This window comes from Eubacterium sp. CAG:156 (assembly GCF_000434315.1).
In the GTDB taxonomy this organism is placed as follows: Bacteria; Bacillota; Clostridia; order Lachnospirales; family Lachnospiraceae; genus Eubacterium_U; species Eubacterium_U album.
Window position 1 is genome coordinate 119,189 of sequence record NZ_FR878187.1, and the last position, 12,223, is coordinate 131,411.

9 protein-coding genes are annotated in these 12,223 nt (G+C 35.0%); 8 read left to right on the plus strand and 1 reads right to left on the minus strand.

What is annotated here, in order from left to right; all coding sequences use genetic code 11:
- Positions 1-305: 305 nt before the first annotated feature.
- The 5 genes from ABMA45_RS10045 to coaBC all read left to right on the plus strand — a co-directional run bounded on the left by ABMA45_RS10045 (position 306) and on the right by coaBC (position 4,805).
- Positions 306-1,145, plus strand: a complete 840-nt coding sequence (locus tag ABMA45_RS10045) for a Rossmann-like and DUF2520 domain-containing protein (protein ID WP_022089758.1) — start codon at positions 306-308, stop codon at positions 1,143-1,145.
- Complete coding sequence (panB, locus tag ABMA45_RS10050) at positions 1,142-1,969, plus strand: 3-methyl-2-oxobutanoate hydroxymethyltransferase (protein ID WP_022089759.1); 828 nt, start codon at positions 1,142-1,144, stop codon at positions 1,967-1,969. The genes ABMA45_RS10045 and panB overlap by 4 nt, the downstream gene beginning before the upstream one ends.
- A gap of 154 nt (positions 1,970-2,123) precedes the next feature.
- Positions 2,124-2,966, plus strand: coding sequence for a pantoate--beta-alanine ligase (gene panC, locus ABMA45_RS10055; protein ID WP_022089760.1), 843 nt, complete (start codon positions 2,124-2,126; stop codon positions 2,964-2,966).
- 171 nt (positions 2,967-3,137) lie between these two features.
- Positions 3,138-3,533: an aspartate 1-decarboxylase gene (gene panD / locus ABMA45_RS10060; RefSeq protein ID WP_022089761.1), complete on the plus strand. Its 396-nt coding sequence runs from the start codon at positions 3,138-3,140 to the stop codon at positions 3,531-3,533.
- 81 nt (positions 3,534-3,614) lie between these two features.
- Positions 3,615-4,805, plus strand: coding sequence for a bifunctional phosphopantothenoylcysteine decarboxylase/phosphopantothenate--cysteine ligase CoaBC (coaBC, locus tag ABMA45_RS10065; RefSeq protein WP_022089762.1), 1,191 nt, complete (start codon positions 3,615-3,617; stop codon positions 4,803-4,805).
- A gap of 117 nt (positions 4,806-4,922) precedes the next feature.
- Here coaBC and ABMA45_RS10070 read toward each other — a convergent pair whose 3' ends face one another.
- Positions 4,923-5,729 (minus strand): zinc dependent phospholipase C family protein, encoded by an 807-nt coding sequence (locus ABMA45_RS10070; protein WP_022089763.1) that lies wholly within the window; start codon positions 5,727-5,729, stop codon positions 4,923-4,925.
- A gap of 491 nt (positions 5,730-6,220) precedes the next feature.
- Between ABMA45_RS10070 and ABMA45_RS10075 the strand changes: the two genes are divergently transcribed.
- The 3 genes from ABMA45_RS10075 (at position 6,221) to ABMA45_RS10085 (ending at position 12,145) form a co-directional block, all read left to right on the plus strand.
- Complete coding sequence (locus tag ABMA45_RS10075) at positions 6,221-7,519, plus strand: putative DNA modification/repair radical SAM protein (RefSeq protein WP_347996564.1); 1,299 nt, start codon at positions 6,221-6,223, stop codon at positions 7,517-7,519.
- A complete protein-coding gene (locus ABMA45_RS10080; RefSeq protein WP_022089765.1) occupies positions 7,519-8,283 on the plus strand; it encodes a TIGR03915 family putative DNA repair protein in 765 nt (254 codons plus the stop codon). The genes ABMA45_RS10075 and ABMA45_RS10080 overlap by 1 nt, the downstream gene beginning before the upstream one ends.
- A 109-nt stretch (positions 8,284-8,392) precedes the next feature.
- Entirely contained in the window at positions 8,393-12,145 is a 3,753-nt protein-coding gene (locus ABMA45_RS10085; protein WP_022089766.1) for a phosphoribosylformylglycinamidine synthase, read from the plus strand.
- Positions 12,146-12,223 lie beyond the last annotated feature (78 nt).

Genomic DNA, 12,223 nt, shown 5'->3' on the forward strand with positions numbered 1-12,223 from the left:
TTTGAATAACAAATTATATAGGTTATAAGAATAACATTGAAAGATGGCAGGCTATTCTTATTTTAAGGCTATATATTTTTTCTATATTTAAAAGTTCAAAATGTAGATACCCTTGCGAAATTTTTGTAATTGTGATAGAGTGTCTCGAGGAAAGACCGCTATGTTATTGCGGCTTTATGGATGGTATTCGAAAGAAACTATACCAAAAGACAATTTCTTATATTAATAATTTGAGTGTGCATAGCCGATATTTCATTTTAGAAAATCGGACTCATTATCCCGTAACTAAGGTTAGGAGGGATGCCATGAAAATTGGATTTATAGGAGCAGGGAAAGTTGGCTTTTCCCTTGGAAAATATTTTGCTGAAAATGGTCAGAATGTTTGTGGCTATTACAGTGAATTTGAACATGATGCTGTGGAAGCAGCAGAATTTACAAACAGTAAAGAATACAAAGAAATCAATGATTTAATAGCGGATAGTGATGTGATTTTTTTGACGGTATCTGATGGGCAGATTAAGTCTGTATGGAATCAGTTGAAAAGTCAGCACATTAAGAATAAGATTATTTGTCATTGTAGTGGCGCTATGTCGTCAGATGTCTTTTCGGATATAACCGACATGAATTGTTACGGTTACTCCATCCATCCACTCTTTGCAGTAAGTAATAAATACGATTCTTACAAAGAGCTTTCCAATAGTTATTTTACAATTGAAGGTGATACAAAATATTTAGACCGGATGATTAGTCTATTTGAAAATCTGGGAAATAAAGTTATTACCATAGACAAAAAAGATAAAGTCAAATATCATGCTGCGGCAGCTGTTTGCAGTAATCTTGTGGTAGGACTTATTAACATGAGTGAAAATCTGCTTAAGGAATGTGGATTTGATGAAAAAAGTGCTCATGAGGCAATTACGCCTATCGTTATGGGAAATATCAATCACATTATTAATGACGGAACGGTTAATGCACTTACAGGACCTATTCAGAGAAATGATATAGGCACAGTTAAAAAACATTTGGAATGCCTTAATGATGATGAAAAAAGAACATATAAGGCAGTGTCTTTGGAAGTTTTAAAAGTTGCAGAGAACAGAGATAAAAATATTGATTATAGTGAGATGGAGGAAATATTAAAATGAAAACTACAGTAACAACACTTCAGAATATGAAAGCAGAAAATAAAAAAATTGCAATGCTTACATGTTACGATTATTCAACAGCAAAGCTTATGGACGAGGCAGGAGTTGATACAATTTTAGTAGGTGACTCTCTTGGAAATACAATGCTTGGTTACGAAGATACAATCAGCGTAACAGTGGAAGATATGATTCATCACTGCGCAGCTGTTGCAAGAGGGGCAAAGAACCCGTTAATCGTTTGCGATATGCCATTTATGTCATATCAGTCATCAGTATATGATGCAGTTGTAAATGCAGGTCGACTTATGAAAGAGGGACGTGCGCAGATGGTAAAATTAGAGGGCGGAAAAGAAGTTTGCCCACAGATAGAAGCTATTGTTAAAGCATCAATTCCGGTTTGCGCTCATTTGGGACTTACACCACAGTCAATTAACGCACTTGGTGGATATAAGGTTCAGGGAAAGACAGAAGATGCAGCTCAGAAATTAATAGATGATGCAAGAGCAGTAGAAGCAGCAGGAGCTTCAATGCTTGTACTTGAATGTGTTCCTGAAAAGCTTGCTACAAAGATTACGGAAGAACTTTCAATTCCTACAATTGGAATTGGAGCAGGAGCAGGTTGTAGCGGACAGGTTTTGGTATATCAGGATATGCTAGGAATGTTTACAGATTACGTTCCAAAGTTTGTTAAGAATTTTGCAAATGTTGGTGAAGTAATGAAAAATGCATTCAGACAGTACAAAGAGGAAATTAACAATCAGACATTTCCAGCTGCAGAACATTCATATAAAATAGATGATGAAGTAATAGGAAAATTATATTAAAGAATTGCAAAAAGCGAATAGCCGCCGACCGAAGGGAGGGGCAATACAGAATACAGGAGGAAACAAAATGAACGAAGTTCATTTTCTATAAATGTTTCCGACGAATAGCCGCTGACCGAATGGAGAGGCAATACAGATTACAGGAGGACGAACAATGAAAGTAGTAAAAACAATTAAAGAAGTTAGAGAAAATGTAAAGACTTGGAAAAAGGAAGGACAGACAGTTGGATTTGTACCAACAATGGGATATCTTCATGAAGGACATGGAAGTCTTATAAAGAAAGCAAGAGAAGAAAATGATAAAGTTGTAGTCAGCATATTTGTAAATCCAATGCAGTTTGGACCAACAGAAGATTTGGAAAGTTATCCAAGAGATTTAGAAAAGGATAGCAAATTCTGTGAAAGCCTTGGCGCAGATTTGATTTTTAATCCTGAACCTGAAGAAATGTACAAAGATGGTTTTAGTTCATACGTTGATATGTCAGTGTTGACAGAAGAATTATGTGGACTTAGCAGACCTGTTCATTTCAGAGGTGTATGTACAGTAGTAAGCAAATTATTTAACATCGTAAACCCTGACAGAGCTTATTTTGGCCAGAAGGATGCTCAGCAGTTAGCGATTATTAAGCATATGGTACAGGATTTAAATTTTGATATTGAAGTTATCGGTTGCCCTATTGTAAGGGAAGAAGATGGACTTGCAAAGAGTTCAAGAAACACATATCTTTCAGCAGAAGAAAGAAAAGCAGCTTTAATTTTAAGCAGAACAGTTAAGCTTGGAAGAGAAATGCTTGAAGCAGGTGAAACTGATGCGGATAAGATTGTTGAAGCTATGAAGAAAAATATTGAAACGGAACCACTTGCTAAAATTGATTATGTTAAAGCGGTTGATGGCTTAACAATGCAGCAGGTTAAGAAAGTACAGAAGCCAATGTTAGTAGCTATGGCAGTTTACATTGGAAAGACAAGATTAATAGACAATACCATTTGGGATTAAGCCAAGCCATGCACCTGCAAATAATTTTTTCAGATGAGAGCTTGCTCTCAAATATGAAAAAAATTATTTGCAGGTATACGGCGCAGCCGTCCATGATAAAATGCGGAGCATTTTAGAATGGGGCATGGCAGACGGAATACAATGTAAAAATAAAAGCGGAAGGAAATAAAAATGCAGATAGAAATGTTAAAAAGTAAGATACACCGTGCAACAGTAAAACAGGCAGAATTAGATTATGTAGGAAGCATAACAATTGATGAGGATTTATTAGATGCAGCAGGAATTTTAGAATATGAAAAAGTTCAGATTGCTGACGTAGATAATGGAAATAGATTTGAAACTTATGCAATTGCCGGTGAACGCGGTTCAGGAATGATTTGCTTAAATGGAGCAGCAGCACATTGTGTATCATTAGGCGATAAGGTAATTATTATGTGTTATGCACAGATGACACCTGAGGAAGTTAAAGAAAACAAGCCAAAGGTTGTTTTCGTAGATGATGACAACAAAATTACAAGACTTACAAATTACGAAAAACATGGAAGATTATTTGACTTGGAAAAATAGAAAACATGGGAGATTGCCTGATTTAGAAAAATAGGATAAAATAGGGAAGAATATTTGATTTAGAAAAATAGGAGAACCGTTATGTTAAAAGGAAAAACAGTAGTGTTAGGCGTAACAGGAAGCATAGCAGCGTACAAAATTGCAAGCTTGGCGAGTGCTTTAGTAAAACTTCATGCAGATGTAAATGTTATAATGACTAAAAATGCAACAAATTTTATAAATCCTATTACATTTGAATCGCTTACGGGAACAAAATGCCTTGTAGATACATTTGACAGAAATTTTGAATTTCAGGTTGAACATGTGTCATTAGCACAGAAAGCGGATATATTTATGGTGGCTCCTGCCAGTGCAAATGTAATTGGAAAGATTGCAAATGGTATTGCGGATGATATGCTTACGACAACAATTATGGCAGCAAAATGTCCTAAATATATTTCTCCTGCAATGAACACGAATATGTTTGAAAATCCTATTGTTCAGGATAATCTTAATAAGTTGAAAAATTATGGATACAATGTTATCGAACCGGCAGTAGGATATCTTGCATGTGGAACTACAGGTAGCGGGAAAATGCCTGAACCCGAAGTGCTTCTTTCATATATTATGAAAGAGATTGCATTTGAAAAAGATTTGAAAGGCAAAAAGATTTTAGTTACTGCGGGTCCTACGAAAGAAAAGATTGATCCTGTTCGTTTCATCAGCAATCATTCTACAGGAAAGATGGGTTATGCAATTGCAAAAAATGCAATGCTTAGAGGTGCAGATGTAACTTTGGTTAGTGGACACACTTCTATAGAAAAACCTGATTTTGTTAAAGTTGTGGATGTCGAAAGTGCACAGGATATGTACGAAGCAGTAGCAGCTGAATTTGACAATCAGGATATTCTCATAATGAGTGCGGCAGTTGCCGATTATCGTCCGGTTAATCCTGCGGATAACAAGATTAAGAAAAAAGAAGGAGATTCTTCAATAGAATTAGAGAGAACAACGGACATCATTGGAACGCTTGCTCCTAAAAAGAAAAATCAGTTTGTATGTGGCTTTTCCATGGAAACTGAAAATATGCTTGAAAATTCAAAAGCAAAACTTGAAAAGAAAAATCTCGACATGATTGTTGCAAACAACTTAAAAGTTAAAGGTGCCGGATTTGGAACAGACACAAACATAGTAACAATTATTACTAAGGATGAAGTAAAAGAGTTGCCAATTATGTCTAAAGACGAGGTAGCAAATGCTTTGCTTAATGAAATAGTTAAAAAACAGAAATGAAAATAAACATATTTCAGACAAAATACTTTTAGTGTTAATACGAAAGGTATTTTTATGAATTGAAACAAACAACGGGTAAATAGCTTGACTGGCTATTTACCCGTTGTTTTATTTATTTTAATTAAGCCTGTTACCGTTAAAGTCATAATGGAATCTTGGTGACAAAGCAACTGAACCGGACAATACTTTTCTGTAGTTTTTTATAAGTGATACAGCCACAGGAACAGAATCTCTTAACATTTTTTCTAATTCAATTGTATTTTCACGACATTTCTTATTTGCTTCAGGTTCAATCATGTGACCTTTAAAAGATTTGTAATGAAATGTTACACGCATGAGAATGTCAATTATTTTTTGCTTTGGCTTTCTAGGAGCAACAAATAAATGCTTAATAAGTCGCATCCATCGCATGCATTTATGTGAAGCAATTGTTGAAAGTCCTTTATAAAATACAGCAGCACTTTTGGCGGTGGCATAATCTGTAGAAACAAGTTTGTGCATTGGGTAGCGTTCAGGTTTAAAACCATCTTTTGAAAGCAAAAGATTCTCCAAATCACCTTCAATTTCTATGTGACCGCAACCTGTTTCGTTCATACTTAAATTAACATAAGGATGACAAATGCTGTCCAATGTAAAATGGCATATAAATCCCATGATATAACTGAATTCTGCACTGTGAATTCCATATTTATGTACTACATCAATGGAATTAAGCATAAATGTGTAAGCATCGGATTTGTGAAGCTTAACACCATATTGGTTGATTTTGTTCATTGAAAAGGCTCTGTAGAAAAATAGATAATCAGGGCCCTGAAGTCCAAGTCTGAATGAATTTGGATATCTTCTGATAATTTCTTTATATTCAACGGGCAAATTTTTAATTACAAGTTTGCCAAATTTGTTATGAGCATATAATGAGGGCATAGTAATTCCTCCTTCTTAAGTATAAAACTTTTGTATAAATTCTTCTGTAGTTAGCCGTACCAAGTTTTTTCACCCGCGTATGAGTAAACTCAAGTGGGCTTAGAAACTCCAACGTTGATACCTACGGATTGTTTCGTGCTACGCACTCTTTACCCTAGCCTCGTATAATTTTATTTTAGCACAAATTAAAAAAAAATAACATTATGAATATTAAATTTTCATTAATAATGTATTACTCAATAAAAAAGTTACAGAATTTGACTATTGCAAATTGTGCAAAAGGGTGTTATCATTATAATAGAACATATGTTCGACAGAAAGGTGGTGACACATACATGGATAGCATGGAATTGAGTAATAAATCAGACGTAATTAGTATTGACAATTTAAGTAAAGAGCTTAATGATGCTACATATAATAAAACCAGCGTTATTGATGACAGTAAATTTAATACAGATTCCGTGGAAGTTAATGTTACTCATAATCTTAGCATGTCAGAGAAGTTAAGAATATTGACAGATGCTGCCAAGTATGATGTGGCGTGCACAAGTAGTGGTGTCGACAGAAGCAATAAGGGAAGTGGACTTGGAGATACTCATGCGTGTGGAATATGTCATACATTTGCGGCGGATGGAAGATGTGTGTCACTGCTTAAGATATTATTTACTAATGAGTGTATATATGATTGCAAGTATTGTGTTAACAGAGTTTCTAATGATGTGCCGAGGACAACATTTACACCTGATGAAGTTTGTAAATTAACCATAGAGTTTTATAGAAGAAATTATATAGAAGGGCTATTTTTGAGCTCGGGAATAGTTAAGAATCCTAATCATACAATGTCACTTATTTATGAAGCAATTTGGAAATTGAGAAATATACATCATTTTTATGGCTATATACATGTAAAAGTAATTCCGGGTACATCACCTGAAATTATTGAAAAATTGGGTTTTCTTGTTGATAGAATGAGTGCCAACTTAGAATTGCCAACGCAGGAAAGCCTTTCTGAACTTGCACCGAACAAGCATCATAAGAATATAATTATACCCATGAAGCAGATTAAAGATGGAATGGGTCATTTGCTTCCGGGGAAGAATGACGGATATCATTATCCAATGAAATATGGAGGTTATAAGAGTTCTAAATTTGTCCCGGCAGGGCAGAGCACTCAGATGATTATTGGAGCAACAAGAGAAACAGATTACCAGATATTAAATGTAACAGCTACATTGTATGAGAAGTTTAAACTTAAGAGAGTGTTTTATTCAGGATTTGTAGATGTGAATCATAATATAGAGGCACCATCTTTGGGAGGCCATAGCATTTTACTTAGAGAGCATAGATTGTATCAGGCGGATTGGCTGTTAAGATATTATGGCTTTACGGCAGGTGAATTATTAAGCAAAGAGAAGCCTAATTTTAATATGGCGTTAGATCCTAAGTGCGACTGGGCTATTAATCATATAGAACAGTTCCCTGTGGAGATTATGAGGGCAGATTATTATACGTTGTTAAGAGTTCCGGGAATTGGTGTAAAGTCGGCAAAACGAATTGTGTCAGCAAGACGATATGGTAAATTGGATTTTTATAACTTAAAGAAGATGGGTGTTGTATTAAAAAGAGCAGCATTTTTTATAACATGTAACGGAAAGACAATGATGCCTCTTAATATGAATCAGGATTATATAGCACGTTCAATAGCGGATAGTGACAGAAAGAATACTTATGCCATTGATAATAATATTACTTATACGCAGATGAATATATTTGATATGGGGGTGAACTGATGAATGAATTTAAGGAAATAACTCTTGTATGTGATGACTCATTTGATGGAATTATGACTGCTGTATATGACGGATGGGTTTTAATGCTTAAGGGTAATAAAGTAAAGATTTATCCGGGAGATGATTATGCATATGAGTTGTTTTGTGAGAATATTAATTGTAAGACTAACGTAAAGAAGGCAATTAGTGTTGCACAGGCAATTCAGCAGAAGATATCGGTTGAAGCATATGAATATATTTTCAGGGCAGCACATCATTATGATAAGAATCGCGGGAATGCTATTTTGGAATTCCTTAAAGTGGGATTTAGAGCAGGTAGTAGAACTACTAAGATGCTTAGTGAAAATAGAGTAATGACCGTAATGGAATTGGCAAGAAAGGCTTCTAATGAGGCGAATGTATTCAGAGAAATATTAAGATTTAAAGAAATTAACGGTAAATTTTTATTTGGCACAATAAGTCCTAAGTGTGATGTTTTAATATTAATTGAGAATCATTTTACATGCAGATATCCTGAAGAAAACTGGATTATATATGATGATATTAGAAAAAAAGCGCTAGTTCACAGGTATAAAAGTGAAACAATAGTTGTATCCGGAGAAGAGCTAGATAGAGTGATTGACCAGATTGATATAGATGATGATTATGAGGAATTGTGGAAAGTATTTTTTGATGCGATAGCGATAGAAGAGAGAAGAAATGAAAAGTGTCAGATGAGTCACGTCCCTAAATGGTATAGAAAACATATGAATGAATTTAATTAAAACATTTTTAAAGTGTACTTATTAAAAAAAAAGTGCTATACTATCGAATAAGTATGGGTTATGTCGCAATGACATAATCCATAATAAAACTACTATTCAGGAGGAACTCATGAGCAAGGTAAAGAGAGTTTATGTGGAAAAGAAACAGCCATATGCTGTTAAAGCCAAGGAACTTACAGAGGATATCAAGGGTTATTTAGGAATCAACACATTGGATGCTGTAAGAGTTTTAGTAAGATATGATGTTGAGAATTTATCTGAAGACACTTATAAGAAAGCATTAACAACAGTATTTTCTGAACCACCGGTTGATAATGTTTATGAAGAAAATTTTCCGTTTAACGAAACAGACAGAATTTTTAGCGTGGAATATTTGCCGGGGCAGTTTGATCAGAGAGCTGATTCTGCAGAACAGTGTGTTAAGTTTTTAAATGAAGACGAGAAGCCTGTAATTAAAAGTGCAACAACATATGTTTTAGAAGGACATATGAGCGATGAACAGTTTGAACAGGTTAAGTCATATTGTATTAACCCTGTAGATTCAAGAGAAACAGGTTTAGAAAAACCTGAAACACTTGTAACAGAATTTGAAGAACCTGCAGACGTTATTATATTCGATGGCTTTAAGGATATGGAGGAAGCACCACTTAAAGAATTATATGATTCTTTAGGACTTGCTATGACATTTAAAGATTTTCTTCACATTCAGAATTATTACAAGAATGAAGAAGACAGAGATCCTTCAATAACAGAAATAAGAGTATTAGATACATATTGGTCAGATCATTGCCGTCATACAACATTTAATACAGAACTTACAGATGTTACATTTGATGATGGATATTTTAATAGTCCACTTGTTAAGACATACGAAGAGTATATGGAAACAAGAGAAAGTGTTTTCAAGGGTAGAAAGGACAAGTTTGTCTGCTTTATGGATTTAGCACTTATGGCTATGCGTAAGTTAAAGATGGAAGGTAAATTAGACGACCAGGAAGAATCAGATGAAATAAATGCATGTAGTATTGTTGTGCCTGTAGAAGTTGACGGCAAGGAAGAAGAATGGCTTGTTAACTTTAAGAATGAAACACACAACCATCCTACAGAAATTGAACCATTTGGTGGCGCTGCAACATGTTTAGGTGGAGCAATCAGAGATCCATTGTCAGGACGTACATATGTATATCAGGCAATGCGTGTAACAGGTGCAGCTGATCCAACTAAGTCAATGAGCGAAACTTTAAAGGGTAAATTACCACAGAAGAAGATTGTTCAGGGAGCAGCTAATGGCTATAGTTCATATGGTAACCAGATTGGTCTTGCAACAGGATATGTTAAGGAAATTTATCATCCTGATTATGTTGCTAAGAGAATGGAAATCGGTGCGGTTATGGGAGCAGCTCCTAGACGTGCAGTACAGAGATTAAATTCTGACCCGGGTGACATTATCATCTTATTAGGTGGTAGAACAGGAAGAGACGGTTGTGGTGGAGCAACAGGTTCTTCAAAGATTCATACAGAACAGTCAATTGAAAGCTGTGGAGCAGAAGTTCAGAAGGGTAATGCACCTACAGAACGTAAATTACAGAGATTGTTCAGACGTGAAGAAGTAAGTTATTTAATTAAGAAATGTAATGACTTTGGTGCAGGTGGTGTATCTGTTGCTATAGGTGAATTAGCAGACGGATTACATGTAAACCTCGATAAAGTAACTAAGAAATATGCAGGTCTTGATGGTACGGAAATTGCAATTTCAGAATCACAGGAAAGAATGGCAGTTGTTGTAGATCCTAAAGATGTAGAACAGTTCTTAAAATATGCTAATGAAGAAAATCTTGAAGCAACAGAAGTAGCATATGTAACAGAAGAACCTAGACTTGTATTAGAATGGAGAGGAAAAGAGATAGTTAATATTTCAAGAGCATTCCTCGATACAAACGGAGCTCATCAGGAAACAACAGTAGAAGTTGAAATGCCGGATGAAGATAAGAACTTCTTCAAGAAACCTCAGGTTGATGATGTTAAGGAAAAATGGTTAGAAACATTATCAGATTTAAATGAGTGTTCACAGAAGGGATTAGTAGAAAAATTTGACGGCTCAATTGGAGCAGGTTCAGTATTTATGCCATTTGGTGGTAAATATCAGTTAACAGAAACTCAGACAATGGTAGCTAAGCTTCCTGTACTTAAAGGAAAATGCGATACAGTAACAATTATGAGTTACGGATTTGATCCATATCTTTCAAGTTGGAGCCCATACCATGGTGCAATTTATGCAGTAGTAGATTCTGTAGCTAAGGTAGTTGCAACAGGTGGTGATTATAAGAAGATTAGATTTACATTCCAGGAATACTTCAGAAGAATGACAGAAGATCCAAAGCGTTGGAGCCAGCCATTTGCAGCACTTCTTGGTGCATATGACGCTCAGATGGGATTTGGTCTTCCATCAATCGGTGGTAAGGATAGTATGTCAGGTACATTTAATGATATTGATGTTCCTCCAACACTTGTTTCATTTGCGGTAGATGTTGCAAAAGAAAAAGATATTATTACACCCGAATTTAAAGAAGTTGGAAGTAAGATTGTTAAATTTGAAATATGCAGAGACCAGTACGAAAAGCCAAATTACGAATGTATGATGAAGTTATATGATGCAATTCATGAAATGATTCAGAATGGAACTATAATTTCAGCATATGCATTAGATAGTAAAGGTGTTATTCCAGCAGTAAGTAAGATGGCATTTGGTAATAAGATTGGTGTTTCTGTCAGCGGACAGATTCCTGGAGCAGACTTATTTGCACCTGGATACGGTGATATAATTGCAGAAGTACCTGCTGATAAGATTGATGATGTAAATGTAAGTTATGTATTAATCGGTGAAACAACAGATGATGCTACACTTAAATATGGAGAAGAATCAATTTCATTGGATGATGCAATTAAGACATGGGAAAAACCACTTGAAAAAGTATTCCCAACAAGAAGTCATAAAGACACATCAGTTATCGATACTCCTGTATACGATAAAGGAAGTGTTTATGTATGCAAGAATAAGATTGCTAAACCTACAGTATTTATTCCTGTATTCCCAGGAACTAACTGTGAATATGACAGTGCTAAGGCATTTGAAAATGCAGGCGCAAACGTTATTACAAAGGTATTTAAGAATCTTACACCTGAGGATATCAGAGACTCAGTAAGAATCTTTGAAGAAAGCATTAATCAGTCACAGATTATTATGTTCCCAGGTGGATTTAGTGCAGGTGATGAACCGGATGGATCAGCTAAGTTCTTTGCTACAGCATTTAGAAATGAAAAGATTAAAGAAGCTGTTCATAAACTTTTAAATGAAAGAGATGGATTAGCACTTGGTATATGTAATGGATTCCAGGCTTTAATTAAGTTAGGATTAGTTCCAAATGGACAGATTACAGGACAGAATGAAAATTCACCAACATTGACATACAACACAATTAACAGACATGTATCTAAGATGGTTTATACAAAGGTTGTATCAAATAAATCACCTTGGTTACAGTTAGCAGAACTTGGTGGAACATATGTAAATCCTGCTTCACATGGTGAAGGAAGATTTGTTGCACCTGAAGAATGTATTAAAGAATTATTTGCTAACGGTCAGGTTGCTACTCAGTATGTAAATGAACAGGGACAGCCTACAATGGATGAAGAATGGAATGTAAACGGTTCATATTATGCAATTGAAGGTATTACATCTCCAGACGGAAGATGCTTAGGTAAGATGGCTCATATCGAAAGAAAAGGGAACTCAGTAGCTATGAATATTTATGGCGAACAGGATCTTAAGGTATTTGAAGCCGGAGTTAAGTATTTTAAATAATAAAAACACTTATATTGTAAATAATAACAATAAACAAAATTATGGGCCCGGAGTAATCCGGGCTCATATTGAAAAGGA